This window comes from Staphylococcus sp. HMSC62D11 (genome assembly GCF_001839145.1).
Lineage (GTDB): Bacteria > Bacillota > Bacilli > Staphylococcales > Staphylococcaceae > Staphylococcus > Staphylococcus lugdunensis.
In genome coordinates this window covers 200134-217539 of record NZ_KV840177.1, presented here as the reverse complement: position 1 = coordinate 217539, position 17406 = coordinate 200134, and the positions used below count along the sequence as shown (strand labels likewise).

Below are 17406 nucleotides of genomic sequence, written 5' to 3'. Positions count from 1 at the left end.
TATTAATTAACAAGTTCTTTCTCGATTTTTTTAAATTTATATAGCATAGCCAATCTCCAAGGAACAATCATGCAGAAGGCTAACAAGAAGAACATGCCGCCTATCTCTCCCGGATCTATTTCACTACTAATAAATATTTTAATTACAGTTCTAATAACTAATAGTGAAATTAAAATAATTGGAAATGCTTTTGAACGCTTCATATAAACTTTCGTACCTTGTACTTCAAAATGTGTTGTCCAAATTAAGACTAAAGAAAATAATACGCCTAAAACCAAGGATTCAAGCATTTCAGCCCCTGTTAATCTAAAATATGGAATCACATACATAAAGGCACCTGTAGCCATAAAAAACGGTGGTAAAATAATCTTTTTTTCATTAACTGGAAATTTTTGTGCTTTCATTCTAATAATAATGACTGCGATACCCATGATAAATGCAAACACAATTGAAAAAATTAAATACGCCAACATTGACACCCTCTTATTTATGTCGAAACTTTATTTCTATTTATTTTCACATGATAGTACATCACTATGCAATTAAAACGCATATCGATTTAAATATATACTATTCAGTTTAACTTGCTATAATTTAAGGATTGTAAACAAGTAACTGTCTACAATCCTATGATTATCAACTTATTTTTTTGGATTTTTCATATTTTGATCCATATTTTTGTTCATCATTGTCATCATTTGGTTGATTTTCTTTTGTGATGGTTTTTGTCCCATTTGCATCATCATCATTCGTAGCATTTCTTCATTAATTGGTGGATTTTTCTTCAAGAAATCCATCATATATTTTCTTGCTAGGAAAAAGCCAATTGCTAATCCAGCAATTAATGCTAATACAATTAATATAATTGCTATCCATGTTGCCATTGTTTCACCCGCTTTCTATATCCTACTGAATTTTACTAAATTATAATTAGTATTTCAAGCTTGAGTTTGAGCGTAAATCATCCACAATTACGATCATAACAAAAAACATAATATAAATGATACCTTTTTTAACAGAAAAATGAGGCATACGCAATTAAGATTTGTTAAACTTCTATGCCGAAATAGTCGACATAGAGAAAATAAAGTTAGTCAAATCGTTAACTTCAAATGCCTCAATCTTTATAAAACTTAATTTATTTAAAGCGTTTGTATTTGATTTAATACATTCTCTTTAGTGAAACCATATTTTTCAACTACTAGACCACCTGGCGCACTTGCCCCAAATTCGTCTATACCAATGACTTTGCCATCAGTACCCACATACTTGTGCCAACCAAGTGATGATGCCATTTCAATCGCAACACGTTTCGTAATATGTTTTGGAATGACAGATTCTTTATAATCATCAGATTGTTGTTCAAAAGCAAACCAGTTTGGCATTGATACAACTCTTACACCTTTACCTTGCTTTTCAAGATCTTTCGCAGCTTCAACAGCTAAACTTACTTCAGAACCTGAAGCTAATAATAAATACTCAACTGCTGTTTCTGTTTCAAATACTGTATAAGCACCTTTACGAACGCCTTCTTCTACTTGTGCTTCTGTTACATCAAGGACAGGGAGGTTTTGACGAGTTAATACTAATGATGTTGGCGTTTGTTCAGATTCAAGTGCAACTTCCCAAGCTACACGTGTTTCATTACCATCAGCTGGGCGAATAACATTCATATTGGGAATCGCTCTTAAGCCAGCGAGTTGTTCAATTGGTTCATGCGTAGGACCATCTTCTCCGACAGCTATTGAATCATGCGTGAAAATAAATGTTGAATTAAGACCCATTATTGCAGATAAACGCAATGCTGGTTTTAGATAATCACTAAATACAAAGAATGTCGCTCCATATGGATGTAAGCCTCCATGTGCAGCCATACCATTGACTGCTGCGCCCATAGCAAATTCACGTACACCGAACCATATATTTTTACCTTCTGGTGTATCTTTGTCATAATCTTTAGCTTCTTTAACGTTTGATTTATTTGAACCAGCTAAGTCAGCAGAACCACCAAAGAAAGATGGAACAGATTGACTTAAAGCTTGAATAACTTCTCCAGAATCAGCACGAGAAGCACCATTATGATTCAAATCAAATCTTGGTAATTTTTCTTTATAATTTGATGGCAACTTACCGCTGACAGCTAATTTAAATTCTTCTGCTAATTGCGGATATTGTTGAGAATATGCTTCTAATTTATCATTCCAAGATTCTTCATTTTCATTAGCACGTTTTAACATTGTTGTTTGGAAAATTTCATATACTTCTTCAGGAACATAGAATTTTTTATCTGGATCTAAACCATAGTTTTCAAATGTTAGTTTTCTTTCTTCTGCGCCTAAAGGTGCACCATGGACACCGTTTGTGCCTTTTTTGTTAGGTGAACCATAACCAATAATTGTTTTAATTTCAATTAAAGTTGGACCTTGCTGAGACTTAGCAGTAGTAATCGCTTTGTCTATTTGGTTTAAATTGTTACCATCTTTAACTAAAATATGATTCCAACCATATGATTCAAAACGTTTTTTTACATCTTCAGAAAAAGCTTTATCTAATTCTCCATCTAATGAAATATCATTTGAATCATATAAGACAATGAGTTTATCTAATTGATTATGGCCTGCAAATGAAGCCGCTTCATGAGAAATTCCTTCCATTAAATCGCCATCTGAAGCTAATACATAAGTATAGTGATTAACAATATCAAAATTATCTTTATTAAATTTACCTGCAAGATGACTTTCAGCTAATGCCATCCCTACTCCCATTGCAAATCCTTGTCCTAATGGTCCTGTTGTTACTTCTACACCATCAGTATGTCTATATTCTGGATGCCCTGGTGTTTTTGAGTCCCATTGTCTAAACTGTTTAAGCTCTTCAAGCTCAAGACTTCCTGAGACGTGTAATAAACTATAAAGTAATGCAGATCCATGTCCAGCAGACAAAATGAATCTATCTCTATTAAAGTAATCTTTAGACTGTGGATTAAAATTCAAATGTCTTGTCCATAAAGTATATGCCATTGGTGCAGCTCCCATTGGTAAACCCGGATGCCCAGAGTTAGCCTGTTCAATTGCATCAATGCTTAATGCACGAATGGTATCTATTGCTAATTGATCTTTTTCGTTAAACATTTTTTATGTCTTCCCTTCTAGAAATAAATGTTGCTATTATTATACCTTAATTATAGATAAATTCATAAATATTCGTTTAAAATTACTAAATTTTCTGTAGTTTGCAGAAACTATTTATTTTTATTATGTTTTTGAATTTGTTTTAGCTTTTCAGGCGTTACATCATTACCCTCAGGATCCATAACTTTAGTGTGCTCAATTTGCTGTTTAAAGCCCTTTCTAAATTCTTCTAAATATATTTTACGTAACTTAGCTTGTTCTTTTGCCTCTGCTTCTGTCAAGCCTTGCTCTTTCTTCTTTCTTGCTAATTGATTAATTCTATCGATGTTCAAATTATTTTTAGTCATTGAATTTACCCACCTTTATATATACATATTTCACATTTAAATAGTACCTAACTTATAAAGAATATAACAAAAAGGTGAATGTAACCAAATCGTTACGCTCACCTTTCATGATATATCATTAATATTTATTAGCATCATTACAATAATTCAACTTACCCCATCACAAAATTGTATATTACTTTTCTAATTAAATCGCACTGTTGATAAAAATTACCGCATTGCTTTACCTAAATATAATAAATATGAAATATGTTGTTCGTGATTATTTCGCATATGCGAACACACTTGTGTGATTTTGTTCGCTGTTAGATATAGATTGTTGTTTGCTTTCAGAGTTGATTTTGTAATGTTGTGAGATATTATGATCTGCCATTTCGTACGTTTGTTCTACTTTAGAATTTTGATATGCCGTCGTGAAAAATAAAGAGAAAACAAGCAAAGATATTATAAAAACTATGATATAAGTAGCTATTTGACTTTTATATTTTAAAATCATGTTAAACACTCCTAGAACATTTGTTTGTATTTATAATTTATCAGAACTCATGTTCTATGTCAACATTTTTACGAACAAACGTTTGTTTTATTTGTTACTAAATGATATAATAAAAATAAATAAAATTAGGGAGTGCCTATATATGAGAGAATTAACAAAACGTCAAAGTGAAATATATGATTACATTAAGCATATTGTTCAAACAAAAGGTTATCCGCCTAGTGTTCGTGAGATAGGAGAAGCTGTAGGATTAGCTTCAAGTTCTACGGTGCATGGACATTTATCTCGACTAGAGGAAAAAGGTTATATCCGCAGAGACCCTACAAAACCAAGAGCTATTGAAATTGTATCAGAGCATAATGATGCCGCTATCGATATGGAAGGGACTATTCACGTACCTGTCATTGGTAAAGTAACTGCTGGTATTCCTATTACTGCCGTTGAAAATGTTGAAGAGTATTTTCCATTACCTGAGCATTTAACCTCTACACATAATAGTGACATTTTTATTTTAAATGTAGTTGGTGAAAGTATGATTGAAGCTGGCATTCTTGATGGAGACAAAGTAATAGTTAGAAGTCAAACCATTGCAGAAAATGGGGACATAATTGTAGCTATGACAGACGAAGATGAGGCTACTGTTAAGCGATTCTATAAAGAAAAGCATCATTATCGTTTACAACCGGAAAATAGTTCCATGGAGCCAATTTACCTTGATTCAGTATCTGTTTTAGGTAAAGTTATCGGCTTGTACCGTGAACTTTAGTTGTGTCAATAAAACATTTTATTGTTAGTAATTCTCTTATATAAAGTTAAAGAAGCTAAGCAACTAGTGCCTAGCTTCTTTTTGATTACTTTTATGCAGGATATCTTTTACTTTTTCCAAAATATCCTCTTTTTGATTATTATTCTGTTTTGATGTCATATTCATCGACTTCCTTCACAGAAATTTTACCCATTACTAGTCATTATTAAACGCTTAACCCGTATAATTTTCTGTCCAATAAGGCTGCCTTTCATCATTAAAATCTACACCCACACCAACCGTGTTAAAATGTTCATTTAAGATATTCTTTCGATGTCCTAATGAATTCATTAATCCTTGATGGGCATAAATACTGCTAACTTGACCATAAGCTAGATTTTCACCGGCCGCATTAAATTCAATGCGATCTGCTTTTAACCGATCGAATGGTGACTCTTGGTCTAAATTCGTATGATCAAAATAATGATGCTTCGCCATATCTTCACTATGTTTGCGTGCCGTGTTTGAAATGTTGCTTGAATATGACAAAGTAGCTAATTGATGTTGCTTTCTTTCTGAATTAATTAAATCTACATTTTGCATTTCATAACTTTTAGCTAATGATTTAGACGGTGCTGCATATTGTTTTGTTAAACGCTTTTCCATTTTATCACTAACTTGCATTAATGCTGTTACACCATTTTGTTCATGTTTATCATAAAATATCGTTGTATACACATGATTTGAATGAAAGACATCATATTCACTATTTTTAATTGCAATACGCAACCTTTGTTTATCCATTTCAGTTATAGGTTGACCCAACCTTTGTCTAACAACTTGCTTGGGTGTCCCATACTTAATCTTAGACTTAGAAGTTATTATGTTTTGATTTGTATACAAAGCGTGCACTTTATTATCTAAATATGCAATCATTACAAATCTTTGATAATCGCCATCATAGTATGCATACCATTTTGTACCATATTCATTTGTGGTTATTCTTTTGGCTTTACCATATTTTTCTTCTACATTACCTTTTTTCATATTTAACTGAACATTATTAACAGCAAAAGGTTGTTCTTGAGGTACTTTAAGTGTCTCTTCATTTTCATCTTCTTTATTGAATACTTGTTGATCAATAAAACTTCTGACGTCTTGCTGCATGTGTACGACTAGAGAACTTTCTCTAATTGGAAAGATAATAATAATACATAGTAAAATTAAACTAATACTTAAAAATTTTTTAATGGTTTTCACCTACCAAAAATTTAATCTCGATCCCCATTGAATATTGAGTTTCGAACAATTACATAATCGACAGTTCTTAAAGATTTTAAATCTTTGCCACCAGCATATGAAATAGAGCTCTGTAAATCTTGCTGCATTTCTACAAGTGTATGCTCTAATGAGCCTTTATGTTCGACAAACATTTTTTTACCTTCAACATTTTTACGTTCACCCTTTTGAAATTCTGAAGCACTTCCAAAATATTCTTTGTACAGTTTACCATCTAACTCAACTGTTTCTCCTGGAGATTCTTCGTGTGCAGCAAATAATGAACCTATCATAACCATTGAAGCTCCGAAACGTATCGATTTTGCAATATCACCATGCGTGCGAATGCCTCCATCAGCAATTAACGGCTTACGTGCTGCTTTACTACACAAATTGAGTGCAGCGAGTTGCCAGCCTCCAGTTCCAAATCCAGTTTTTATTTTGGTAATGCACACTCTTCCTGGTCCAATACCAACCTTTGTCGCATCTGCACCGGCATTTTCTAATTCCCTTACGCCCTCAGGTGTACCAACATTTCCAGCAATTACAAAGGCTTGTGGCAAATGTTGCTTGATGTGTTTAATCATACGGATAACTAAATCAGAATGTCCATGAGCAATGTCTATCGTTATATATTCAGGCACGATATCAGCTTGTTGTAATTGCTCAATAAAGTCAAATTCACGTGCTTTAACACCAACTGATATAGACGCAAATAATCCTTGATCATGCATATTTTTAATGAATGGTATTCTAGACTTTTCGTCAAAACGATGCATTATATAAAAATACTCATTTTTAGCAAACCATTGTGCTAATTTTTCATTCATAACTGTTTGCATATTAGCAGGCACAACTGGCAATTTAAATTTACGTGGGCCAAATTGAATTGCAGTATCGCACTCAGATCTACTTTCAACAATACATTTATTCGGAATTAATTGGATATCTTCATAATCAAAAATTTTCATTTATTTATAAGCCCCTTATAATTAAGTATAAAAATAAAAAACTGAGGGTAAATCACGAATGATTAAATCAAAACACTTGATAATCATTCATATTTTCTACCCTCATATACTTTACAATTTTTTATTGTCAATGTAAATGGACTTGAGTTGTACTTTTGAAAATTTACCAACTTGATTTTTTAACACCAGGAATTTGTCCTTTATGCGCGTGTTCTCTAAATGCGATTCGAGACATTTCAAATTTTCTTAACACGCCTCTAGGACGGCCTGTTACTTTACATCTACGCGTTAAACGTGTTGGCGATGAATCTCTAGGTAATTTACGTAAAGCCTCATAATCACCTTTTTTCTTTAGTTCTTTTCTTAATTCATAATATTTACTAACTAATTCTTCTCTTTTTTGTTCTTTCGCAATTTTAGATTTTTTAGCCATATATTAAAAACGCTCCTTAAATCGTAATTATTACGTTTTATATTTTAGCATATTTTCTAATTAAATCAAGAATAAGTTTTTACTATATAAATAAGAGCTATGGATTGCATTCCACAGCTCTTATGTCAAACTTTAAATTGTCGTATTTAAAGGTAAGTGATTATTTCGTTTCACGATGTAATGTGTGTTTTTTTAATCTTGGGCAATACTTTTTCATTTCGATACGCTCAGGATTATTTCGTTTATTTTTAGTAGTAATATAATTACGATCGCCACATTCTGTACATGCTAATGTAACATTTACGCGCACGTTAAACACCCTTTCTTGTTAGGAATACTTACGATTTAAAATTTTAACACAACTTTTACAATGATGCAATATCTTCTAGCTATTCATGCGTCTCATCGTTTTCATCATTTAAATCTATTGTATTGATATCAATTTCTAGTGCTTTGGCGACGCCTTTTCCATAGTCTGGATCAGCTTTATAGCAATGACGAATATGTCGCTTTTTAACATCTTCTGTTACGCCATCCATCGCATTAGCTGTATTTATAAACATTCTTTCCTTTGCTTCATCCGATTGTAATCTAAATAGTTTTCCTGGCTGTTCAAAGTAGTTATCATCGTCTTCCCTATAATTATATTCATAACCATCACCATCTGTTGGGAATGGTGGCTTTTTATATTCATGTTGAGAAGCGTATACGCCTTGATTATTTGGATAATAATGTGGTCCGCCACCTTGGTTATCATCTAAGACACGCATTTGTCCATCGCGGCTAAACGGGCATAGATTCTCTACTCCGACAGCTTTAGGTTGATTCACTGGAATTTGCCAATGGTTAACTCCTAAACGGTAACGTTGTGCATCTCCATATGAAAATAATCTTCCTTGTAATACTTTATCAGGTGAAAAATCTAAACCAGGTACAATATTCGTTGGCGCAAAAGCAGCTTGCTCAACATCTTGGAAATAATTATTTGGATTACGATTCAATTCGAATTCGCCGACTTCAATTAATGGGTATTCACCATGATACCAAACTTTAGTCAAATCAAATGGATTATCTTTATGATTTTTTGCTTGCTCTTCAGTCATCACTTGAATATACATTTTCCATTTAGGATAATCTCCATTTTCAATAGCATTATATAAATCTCTTTGTGATGAATCCCGGTCTTGTGCAATCACATCTGCCGCTTCTTCATCGGTTAAATTTTCTATACCTTGTTGGCTTCTAAAATGATATTTCACCCAAACACGTTTACCTTCATTATTATACATCGAATAGGTGTGTGATCCAAAGCCGTGCATATGCCGAAGATCTTTAGGAATGCCTCTATCAGACATTAGTATTGTCACTTGATGTAATGCTTCAGGTAACCCTGTCCAATAATCCCAGTTGTTTTGTGCACTACGCATATTGGTACGAGGGTCTCTTTTTACAGCACGATTCAAACTAACAAAGAGTTTAGGATCTCTGAAGAAAAAGACCGGTGTATTATTCCCCACTAAATCCCAGTTTCCATCTTCAGTATAAAATTTAAGCGCAAACCCACGAATGTCTCGTTCAGCATCTGCTGCCCCTCTTTCACCAGCTACCGTTGAAAAGCGTGCAAACATATCCGTTTGTTTACCGACTTCTGAAAAAATCTTAGCTGATGTGTACTTCGTAATATCATTCGTAACTGTAAACGTTCCGAACGCCCCTGATCCTTTCGCATGCATACGGCGTTCTGGAATTACTTCACGATCAAAGTGTGCCATTTGTTCCAAGTAGTAAATATCTTGCATCATAAGTGGACCTCTTTGACCAGCTGTCATACTGTTTTCTCTATCTGAAACGGGGTGCCCAAAAAGATCAGTTAATTTTTTATCCTCTTTTGACATAGATATGCTCCTTTCAAGACTAATGCTTCATTATAATAATTATAATTTAGCTTATAGTTAACATACCCACAATTTAATCATTATCAAACTTGTATATCTCCGTTATTAAATATCAGAAAATTTAAAATATTTATGCGGAATATTCTCAAAATCTATTGAATACTTGATTTAAAAGGATTAAAATGATGTGTATATTTATAAAATAGATGGGAGAGCTCATATGGAAGATAATAATATGAAACGTGGTCTTAGTTCCAGACACATATCTATGATAGCCATCGGTGGCGCAATTGGAACTGGTCTCTTTGTAGCAACCGGAAGTGTCGTTGCTCAAGCAGGTCCTGGTGGTGCAATTTTAGCCTACTTATTAATTGGAGTTATGCTTTATTTTCTAATGGCTTCAATTGGAGAACTCGCAACTTTTTATCCAGTATCTGGCTCATTTAGTTCATATGCTACGAGATTTATTGACCCATCACTCGGCTTTACCATGGGATGGTTATATTACATTATGTGGGCTTTAGTTTCGAGTGTCGATGTTATGGTTGCAGCTAGTGTTATACATTACTGGAATGTATTCCATTTCTTCAGTCCATTGACTTGGAGTTTAATATTCATCACATTACTTTTATTACTTAATATATTTACGGTTAAGGCTTTTGGAGAAACTGAGTTTTGGCTTTCATTAATTAAAGTAATTACAATTATTGTATTTATAATTATTGGTTTTCTCATGATATTTGGCATACTTGGTGGACATGCATATGGTTTTGATAACTTTACAAAAGGTAATGCACCATTTGTAGGTGGCATCACAGGCATTCTTAGCGTACTACTTGTAGCTGGATTCTCTGTTGGAGGTACTGAAGTCGTTGCTGTTACCGCTGGTGAATCTGATAATCCAAGTAAAACGATGCCTAAAGCTGTTAAGCAAGTCTTTTGGAGAATATTATTATTTTATGTATTGTCAATTTTTGTTATTTCAGCAATTATTCCTTATACAGATTCATTGCTATTAAATGAACATGAATCAGTCGCACAAAGTCCGTTTACGATTGTCTTTGATCGTATTGGAATTGCTTTTGCTGCATCAGTCATCAATGCTGTTATCTTAACTTCATTGTTATCAGCAGCGAATTCTGGTTTATATACTACAAGTCGCATGTTGTATTCACTTAGTGATAATCGCCAAGCACCCAAATTTTTAGGAAAGTTAAATCCAACTACCAAATTACCTTTGCGTGCATTAATAACGACATATATTTTCATTGTTTTAGTTATTATTTATGCTAATTTTAATGCCAATGCAGTATTTAGTTTACTTAATATCATTGGCTCAATGGTTATTTTAGTTTGGGGTGCAAGTACATGGGGACAAGTAAGATTGCGTCGTGCAATTAAAAAACAAGGAAAAGATATTTCAACATTATTGCCTTATCGTTCTCCTTTATATCCGCTTGGACCAATTATTGTATTCTTGATGTTGATCTTCCTGTTATTCGGTAGTTCATTCGGCAAATTGATGGCTGGCCAATTCAGTGGTGTATTTATCAATTTCTTACCACTTATCGTACTCGCAATCATTTTCTTTATTCATAAACTGATTAGAAAAACAAAATATGTCAAATTGGAAGATATGGATTTATCACAACATGAAATTAACTAATATATCATTATAATAATACACATTAATTTACTATATCTTTAATAAATATCGTCGAAGTGCAACACTAATTTTGTATGCTTATACATTAAAAGTGTTGCGCTTTTTTAAATGTATTATTTTCTGAAAAGGCTTTATTATGTATAATGTAGTTAAAGACTAAGGTTTCGAGGTGGATTATATGATAGGACAAACTAATTTATTCGATGATGTATTGAAGAAAGATGAAAGATTTGTTATCGTAGTGCAATCCCTAGAGGATAGCAAAGGACGCTTAATCAAACGTACTTTAAGAGAATACCCTAGTTTAGATCATAATCAGATGAATAATTTATTCAATCATTTAAAAGAAGTATTTTTAGAAGAACCCTTTGAAGAGAATCAGTCTGCATTTACCATAACAGTTTATACAAACCTTGATTACGCTGCAGATCAGGTCTATGCACACATCAAACGTTACAGAGGGAAGAATGAATGGACGCATACTGCCAAATAATTTTAATAAATCACAAATGGAGCGGAACAAAATTCATAATGAATTTTGTTCCGCTCCATCAAGCTTGACTAGAATTGAAAAAAGCTTGGTATAAGCGTATTTTCAATCCAGTTAACTACTGTCAATATTTAACTCATAGCCTAATACATAATGATGTCCCAGACCATTTATTATTAATAAACATGATAATCTTATTGCTTTATATGTTTAGTAGTTGTTTTAACGCATGAGGAATACCATTAGCATTGTTATCTAATGTAACTTCATCTGAGATTGCTTTTAAATCATCAGTAGCATTTCCCATTGCTACGGCATAACCTACTACTTTAAACATTGACATGTCATTCGGACTATCGCCAAAACAGATAACTTGAGCTAGGTCAATATTTGATTTATCACAAAATGACGAAATAGCATGACCTTTCGACACATTTTTAGCCATAAATTCTAAAAAATATGGTTTGCTTGTAGTTACGTCAACATTATCATTAAACGACCCTGCTAAATGTTGTCGTGCTTTTGTAATATGTTCCTCATAATCAACTGCAAGCACTTTCGGAACATTTTGCTGTATATATTGCTTTAAATCATTAACACGTTTCATAGGTAATCCAGTTATTTCTGATTCAATATTCATATATTCATGGTCGTCATCATAAATAATGTATCCATCTTGATAAGTCATAGCAAAAAAGTTATTTTGACGACAATAATCCACTATAGCATCAAAATCCTCTTTGCGAACTGACTGCTCAGCAACGATAGATTCATCAGCAACGCTTATCGTTTGTCCGCCATTATAACTCATGATATAGCTTTTATGCATGTCTAACTTCAATTCATACGCTGTCGGTAACATCCCTTCCGTTGGTCTCCCAGAAGCTAATATTACTTTAATTCCTTGATTTTGAATATCAATTAAATATTGTTTCGTAATTGGATCAACCTTATTGTCTCGTGTTAATAAAGTATCATCCATGTCCATCACAACCACTTGATATGTAGTCATAAAAGTTGTCTCTCCTTTCTCTATCTCAATTTTATTTTACAATAAAATTAATGTTGAAACACAATTTCTTCAAATACTCCTGTTTCATTGATATAGGAGAGCTCAGAAATACAATGTGGACATGCTCGGCGCAATTGTCTCACAATTTCACCGCTGTATTCCCTTCTGCTAAGTGTTAAAATCGTGGGCCCTGCACCACTAATAACCGTAGCATATGCATGATATGCTTGCGCAATTTCTTTAACTTTTGCAAATTCTGGAATCAGTTGCTGACGAAACGGTTCATGAAAGCCATCTTGCATCATCATTTTTCCAGCAAGCTCATAATTATGTTGTATTAATGCACAAATCATTGTATTGCTAATAGCGCTACTTTGAACGGCATTATTATGACCAAAAGACTGTGGAAGTGCACGTCTTGCATCTTCAGTTCTTAACTCATATGGTGGAATAGTCAAAATAATGTCAACTTTAGGTATGTTAATATGTGCCACATCTGTTTCTAAAGTCTCTGGATTATGATACCCTGCAAGTAATCCTCCATAAATAGTTGGCGCAACATTATCTGGATGACCTTCCATTTCGGTTGCTAGTTGTAAAAGTTCATATTTCGACAACTGTATATTCCCGAAATGATTAGCAATGTACAATGCACCTACTAAAGCAGAAGCAGATGAACCTAAACCTCGTGCTAAAGGAATATCACTTCTCATATCAATTCTTAATGCCGGCAACTTAACCTGATAACGTTCTGCGACCTCTTGCGCAACTTGATAAATATAATTATTTTTATTTTTAGGTAAGCTATCTAACTCTTTATTTAAATAATGAAACTGCCAATTTTCACCTGCAATTTTATATACATATAAATGTAAATATTTGTCAATCGCCATGCCAATTGAATCAAAACCCACACCGAGATTAGCAGTAGATGCAGGCACTTTTAAATGTAAATAGTCCTCCATTATTTAAGAACCCCTTTGATATATTCAATAATACTTCGTTTATCATTAGGTAAAGGTTGAATCGGATTATCTAGAAGTGATATAGCCGTATCAGGATCTTTAAGTCCGTTACCCGTTAATACAGCTACAACTGTCTGATTCTTTGGCAACTGTCCAGCACGGTGTAATTTAATTAATCCTGCAATTGATGCATTACTTGCTGGCTCACTAAATATGCCTTCTTTTGAAGTCATAATTTGATAAGCTTCTAAAATTTCTTCATCAGTTACACTATCAATTAATCCGTGAGATTCATTTAATGCAGCGGTTGCTTTAGTCCAACTCGCAGGATTTCCTATACGAATCGCAGTCGCTATTGTTTCTGGATTTTTAATGACTTTATTTTGAACAATAGGAGAAGCACCTTCTGCTTGAAAACCAAATAAACGTGGTAATGTTACACCATGCTTATCATGATATTCCTTAAATCCTTGCCAATATGCTGTAATATTACCAGCATTACCAACCGGTATAGCTAAAATATCCGGAGCTTTTGTTAATTGCTCAATAACTTCAAATGATGCCGTCTTTTGTCCTTCAATGCGGAACGGATTAACTGAATTAACTAATTCAATCTCACCATCTTTCGCAATTTCTTTAACAATTTCTAACGCTTCATCAAAGTTACCTTCAATTGACACTATTTCAGCACCATACATGACAGCTTGTGATAATTTTCCGAGTGCTATTTTACCTTCTGGAATAACTACAATTGCTTTTAAGCCTGCTCTAGCAGCATATGCAGCTGCAGAAGCAGATGTATTTCCTGTCGAAGCACATATCACAATCTTTTTCCCTTGTTCTTTTGCTTTTGTCACAGCCATAACCATACCACGGTCTTTAAACGAGCCAGTAGGATTTGCTCCCTCATACTTTACGTATAGATTTATATTTAATTTTTGTGACAGATAGTCACAATGAATTAATGGTGTATTTCCTTCATTTAGTGTAAGTTGAGGCGTCTCTTCATTAACCGGTAAATAAGACCGATATTCTTCTACTAATCCTTGCCATCTTTTCATAATATTTAAACTCCTTCTACAGGATAAACTTTGATTATATCAATACCTGCTTGCTTTAATGATTGTTCTGGTGATACATCAACACCTGTAATAACTCCAGCATATGTAGTATCATTTCTTTTTATAATGTCAAAAGATTTATGAAAAGGCAGATTAGACTTGATTATTTCTTTTATTTTGTCTAATGTTTCACTACTATTAACCACAACAAAGTAACTATATTTTTCTTGTAGTGTAACTAAATGCTCATGATCCATTAACTCTTTAGTCTGATCTGTTTTAAGTTCAAAATGAGGAGGTAGCGTGTGTAAATTAGATTCAAAGAATAACGACACATTTAATAAATCACTTACTACGGCACTACCTGTCGCTAAACTACCTGCACCTTTGCCATAGAACATCGTGTCTCCTACAGCATCACCTATAACATAAATAGCATTGTATTCATTGTCTACAGAGGCTAATTGATGACTTTTATGTATCAATGTTGGTTCAACAGACGCATGTACTTTTCCATGTTCATAAATGCCTTTACCTATCAATTTAATCTTATAGCCTAACTTGTCAGCCACAAGAATATCATCAAGTGTTGTCTCACTAATACCTTTTATGTAAACATCATTTAATTTAATCACTTGATTAAATGATAAGTATGAAGTTATAACTACCTTTCTAGCTGCATCAATACCTTCTACATCATCTGTAGGATCTGCTTCAGCAAAGCCTAAACGCTGCGCTTCATTTAATGCTTCTTCAAAAGATGTATGCTCTTGAAACATCTTAGTTAAAATAAAATTTGAGGTACCATTAAATATGCCCATGAATTTTGAAATATTATTGGCATTTAATCCATTATTTATTGCATTTACAATTGGAATACCACCTGCAACGCTTGCTTCAAATTTAAGCGCTACACCGTTAGCTTCTGCTAAATCTTCAAGTAAACGCAAATGAACTGCAAGCAAATCTTTATTTGCAGTAATCACATGTTTACCACTTTTAAGTGTTCTACTTATATAATCAACTGTTGGTTCAATGCCACCCATTACTTCAATAACAATATCAATTGAGTCATCATTTAATATCTCATGTACATCTTCAGTCAAATGATATTGTTGAAAGTTTATAGGACGCTTCTTTGCCTTATTGCGGACTAAAATATGTTTAATAATAATATCTTTATTAATTGTGTCTTTAATTTGCTGCCTATTTTCTTCGATTATTTTAACTACACCTGAGCCAACTGTACCAAGCCCTAATAACGCAATATTTAATTCTTTCATCACTTATCCCCCTTTTGTCTTTTTCTAAAATACATTTGTACTGTTGAAAAATACTATATAATAGTATATTATATAAATCAATTCTTATTATTTCAATGTTTAAAACTTCACTCCAAATATATAGCTATATATTATCACGTGCTATCAGAAAATTAAATAGAATTTTCTGATTTTTTAGAAAGGTTGGTTCCATTGGTTAAAGTAGCTAAATTTGGAGGTAGTTCCGTCGCTAATGCATCTCAAATAAAAAAAGTATTAAACATTGTTAATGCTGATGACGAAAGAAAAATTATCATTGTTTCCGCTCCTGGTAAACGTTATAAAAATGATATTAAAACGACAGATTTATTAATTCGACTATATGAAAAAGTAACAAGTGGTTTAGATTATCAAGATAAGAAGCGTCAAATTGTGCAACGATACGCTGACATTGTGAATGAACTTCAAATGTCGACCGAGATACTCAAATCAATAGATACGACATTAGAAAAATTAATTCATTCATTAAAAAATCGTCCACCGCGTCTCTATGATGCATTATTGTCATGTGGAGAAAATTTTAATGCACAGCTCATTGCAGATTATAATAATACGCAAGGGGTACCTACCACGTATTTATCTCCTGAGGATGCAGGAATTCTAGTCACTGATTTACCGCAACAAGCCCAAATATTGGAGCAAGCTTATGAGCGAATTGCACAATTACGTAACATTAAAGGAAAAATCATTATTCCTGGTTTCTTTGGTGTTTCTAAACATGGCTATATTGTCACATTCCCACGAGGAGGCTCGGATATAACAGGTGCTATCATCGCACGTGGAGTTAATGCATCACTTTATGAAAACTTCACTGATGTTTCTGGAATTTTTAAAGCCAATCCTAATGTTATTAAACATCCAGAGCTTATTAAAGAAATCACATATCGAGAAATGCGTGAACTGTCTTATGCAGGGTTTGGTGTCTTCCACGACGAAGCACTTCAGCCACTTTACAAACATCGCATACCTGTCGTGATTAAAAATACAAACCGTCCACAAGATAAAGGCACTTTTATCAAACATGACCGAGATATCAGTGCAAATAATGTCATTAGTGGGATAAGCTGTGATAAAGATTTTACAGTTATTAATATCAAAAAATATTTAATGAATCGTCAAATTGGATTTACTGTAAAAATATTACAAATATTAGAAGACTTTAATATTTCATTTGATCATATGCCATCTGGCATCGATAGTATCAGCATAATTATGCGTTCACATCAACTTAAAGGTAAAGAAGAAGACGTTCTAAACGCAATACGTAAGAAGTGTGAAGTTGATGAATTAAGTGTAGATCATGATTTAGCTATTTTAATGATTGTAGGAGAAGGAATGAATCAGACCGTAGGAACAGCAAATAAAATCACGCATGCATTAGCACAAGCTAACATCAATTTAAAAATGATTAATCAAGGTGCTTCTGAAATATCGATGATGTTTGGTATTTCAGTTAAAGATGCTGAAAAAGCCGTACATGCAACGTATGAATTTTGTTATCACGGAAAATGCATCGATAACGTTTAAACAAAGACAAAACAGGCTGGGACATAAATCTCAAAAAATAGCAGTCAGATGAATTGAATTCAACTCA

The 17406-nt window shown here is 33.2% G+C and carries 18 protein-coding genes; 4 read left to right on the top strand and 14 right to left on the bottom strand.

Annotated elements, in window-relative coordinates; translation table 11 throughout:
• Positions 1-2: 2 nt before the first annotated feature.
• From HMPREF3267_RS01915 to sosA, 5 genes are all read right to left on the bottom strand, one after another.
• A complete protein-coding gene (locus tag HMPREF3267_RS01915) occupies positions 3-470 on the bottom strand; it encodes a CcdC family protein (RefSeq protein ID WP_012990854.1) in 468 nt (155 codons plus the stop codon).
• Positions 471-641: 171 nt separating this feature from the next.
• The gene (locus tag HMPREF3267_RS01910) at positions 642-884 is read right to left on the bottom strand and encodes a YneF family protein (RefSeq protein ID WP_002459204.1); all 243 of its coding nucleotides are present in this window, start codon (positions 882-884) and stop codon (positions 642-644) included.
• 258 nt (positions 885-1142) lie between these two features.
• The gene (gene tkt / locus HMPREF3267_RS01905) at positions 1143-3131 is read right to left on the bottom strand and encodes a transketolase (protein WP_002478242.1); all 1989 of its coding nucleotides are present in this window, start codon (positions 3129-3131) and stop codon (positions 1143-1145) included.
• A gap of 110 nt (positions 3132-3241) precedes the next feature.
• Complete coding sequence (locus tag HMPREF3267_RS01900; RefSeq protein WP_002459206.1) at positions 3242-3478, bottom strand: DUF896 domain-containing protein; 237 nt, start codon at positions 3476-3478, stop codon at positions 3242-3244.
• 262 nt (positions 3479-3740) lie between these two features.
• On the bottom strand, positions 3741-3974 hold the full coding sequence (gene sosA, locus HMPREF3267_RS12820; RefSeq protein WP_002459207.1) for a DNA damage-induced cell division inhibitor SosA: 234 nt from the start codon (positions 3972-3974) through the stop codon (positions 3741-3743).
• Between the two features lie 142 nt (positions 3975-4116).
• On the opposite strand from sosA, the gene lexA reads away from it, so the two are divergent.
• On the top strand, positions 4117-4740 hold the full coding sequence (gene lexA, locus HMPREF3267_RS01890; RefSeq protein WP_002459208.1) for a transcriptional repressor LexA: 624 nt from the start codon (positions 4117-4119) through the stop codon (positions 4738-4740).
• 213 nt (positions 4741-4953) lie between these two features.
• On the opposite strand, the gene HMPREF3267_RS01885 is transcribed toward lexA, so the two are convergent.
• From HMPREF3267_RS01885 to HMPREF3267_RS01865, 5 genes are all read right to left on the bottom strand, one after another.
• Entirely contained in the window at positions 4954-5979 is a 1026-nt protein-coding gene (locus HMPREF3267_RS01885; RefSeq protein ID WP_002478244.1) for a CAP domain-containing protein, read from the bottom strand.
• 11 nt (positions 5980-5990) lie between these two features.
• On the bottom strand, positions 5991-6968 hold the full coding sequence (gene guaC / locus HMPREF3267_RS01880) for a GMP reductase (protein ID WP_002459210.1): 978 nt from the start codon (positions 6966-6968) through the stop codon (positions 5991-5993).
• Between the two features lie 163 nt (positions 6969-7131).
• The gene (gene rpsN, locus HMPREF3267_RS01875; RefSeq protein WP_002492006.1) at positions 7132-7401 is read right to left on the bottom strand and encodes a 30S ribosomal protein S14; all 270 of its coding nucleotides are present in this window, start codon (positions 7399-7401) and stop codon (positions 7132-7134) included.
• A gap of 160 nt (positions 7402-7561) precedes the next feature.
• Complete coding sequence (gene rpmG / locus HMPREF3267_RS01870; protein ID WP_002459212.1) at positions 7562-7711, bottom strand: 50S ribosomal protein L33; 150 nt, start codon at positions 7709-7711, stop codon at positions 7562-7564.
• A 79-nt stretch (positions 7712-7790) separates the two neighbouring features.
• A complete protein-coding gene (locus tag HMPREF3267_RS01865; protein WP_002478245.1) occupies positions 7791-9296 on the bottom strand; it encodes a catalase in 1506 nt (501 codons plus the stop codon).
• Positions 9297-9516: 220 nt separating this feature from the next.
• On the opposite strand from HMPREF3267_RS01865, the gene HMPREF3267_RS01860 reads away from it, so the two are divergent.
• Entirely contained in the window at positions 9517-10962 is a 1446-nt protein-coding gene (locus HMPREF3267_RS01860) for an amino acid permease (RefSeq protein WP_002459214.1), read from the top strand.
• Between the two features lie 178 nt (positions 10963-11140).
• The gene (locus HMPREF3267_RS01855; RefSeq protein WP_002459215.1) at positions 11141-11455 is read left to right on the top strand and encodes a hypothetical protein; all 315 of its coding nucleotides are present in this window, start codon (positions 11141-11143) and stop codon (positions 11453-11455) included.
• 199 nt (positions 11456-11654) lie between these two features.
• On the opposite strand, the gene HMPREF3267_RS01850 is transcribed toward HMPREF3267_RS01855, so the two are convergent.
• The 4 genes from HMPREF3267_RS01850 to HMPREF3267_RS01835 are packed head-to-tail and all read right to left on the bottom strand — an operon-like array spanning position 11655 to position 15773.
• A complete protein-coding gene (locus HMPREF3267_RS01850) occupies positions 11655-12464 on the bottom strand; it encodes a Cof-type HAD-IIB family hydrolase (RefSeq protein ID WP_037544555.1) in 810 nt (269 codons plus the stop codon).
• Between the two features lie 47 nt (positions 12465-12511).
• Complete coding sequence (gene thrB, locus HMPREF3267_RS01845; RefSeq protein ID WP_002478247.1) at positions 12512-13429, bottom strand: homoserine kinase; 918 nt, start codon at positions 13427-13429, stop codon at positions 12512-12514.
• Complete coding sequence (gene thrC / locus HMPREF3267_RS01840) at positions 13429-14490, bottom strand: threonine synthase (protein ID WP_002459218.1); 1062 nt, start codon at positions 14488-14490, stop codon at positions 13429-13431. Before thrC ends, thrB begins: the two co-directional genes overlap by 1 nt.
• A 5-nt stretch (positions 14491-14495) precedes the next feature.
• Entirely contained in the window at positions 14496-15773 is a 1278-nt protein-coding gene (locus tag HMPREF3267_RS01835; RefSeq protein ID WP_002459219.1) for a homoserine dehydrogenase, read from the bottom strand.
• Between the two features lie 192 nt (positions 15774-15965).
• Between HMPREF3267_RS01835 and HMPREF3267_RS01830 the strand changes: the two genes are divergently transcribed.
• Positions 15966-17339, top strand: coding sequence for an aspartate kinase (locus HMPREF3267_RS01830; RefSeq protein WP_002478248.1), 1374 nt, complete (start codon positions 15966-15968; stop codon positions 17337-17339).
• Positions 17340-17406 lie beyond the last annotated feature (67 nt).